This window comes from Bacillus sp. JJ722 (assembly GCF_036963345.1).
In the GTDB taxonomy this organism is placed as follows: domain Bacteria; phylum Bacillota; class Bacilli; order Bacillales; family DSM-1321; genus Bacillus_AD.
In genome coordinates, this window is sequence record NZ_JBALMO010000429.1 from 309 (window position 1) to 1,286 (window position 978).

General features: G+C 30.2%; 1 protein-coding gene. It reads left to right on the forward strand.

All coding sequences use genetic code 11. The features are described from left to right. On the forward strand, positions 1–920 hold a 920-nt coding region (locus tag V7014_RS27085), incomplete at its 5' end, for an ABC transporter permease subunit (protein ID WP_335512223.1). Positions 921–978 lie beyond the last annotated feature (58 nt).

A 978-nucleotide genomic window follows, 5' to 3' on the forward strand; every position in this document is an offset into this window, starting at 1 on the left:
GTATAAAGATGATTAGCTACGTCAAAAGTATAAGAAATACAATATTAGCAGGAATCATAATAGTATTATCGGTTTGCTTCATTGCAGCACTACCTTCCCTCATTTTCACTCATCGAGGATTAGATGGTCTTACTGCCGAAGTTGGTAAAGGATTTTATCCTTCAACATTTTTTGAAGTATTTTTACATACGCTAACTGAAGTTTTAACACCTTTAGATGTTAATTTAACACTTCTAAGTGGAACTGTACCATTTTTTTCTTTCATACAAGGTAAATTCGTCTATTCAATGTCTATTTTATTTACATCAATAATAGTAACTGTTATATCTTCATTTGCTTTGGCTTACTTCTATTCAATTTTATCTATGAATACGCGAAAATGGTTCTCCAATGCACTGACTTTAACAGAAGCTATACCGGACATCGTAATCATATTTAGTTTTCAGTTTGTTATTATAACAATCTATAAAACAACAGGTATAAAGTTTTTTCAGCTTTATGGATTAAACTCAAATGTGTACTTACTACCTATTGTTTGTTTATCGTTAGTTCCAATCTTTCTTCTAACGAGGACTTTGATAACAATATTAAATGAAGAAGAAGATAAATTATACGTGGAGTTTGCGAAAGCAAAGGGGCTTTCCAAAATGGAAGTATTTTTCCACCATATCCTATCTAATGTGATCTATTCGTTTTCTCAACATTTCACGATAGTATATTGGTATATGCTCTCAAGTTTATTTATCATCGAATATTTGTTTATGTTGAAAGGTTTTACTTCTATTTTTTATGAAATTTCCCAACCTGAAATAGTTGCTATTAGTATGGTGATGTTGATGTTGCCGTATGTTATTTGCTTGCAGATTATTAAATTGATTCAATACATACTGGTTGGGAGAGTGGTTACTAATGAAGAATAAAACGGTGTTGTTTTTCATATCACTACTTTTATTACTCTTTATTAGTAGTGTTATATAT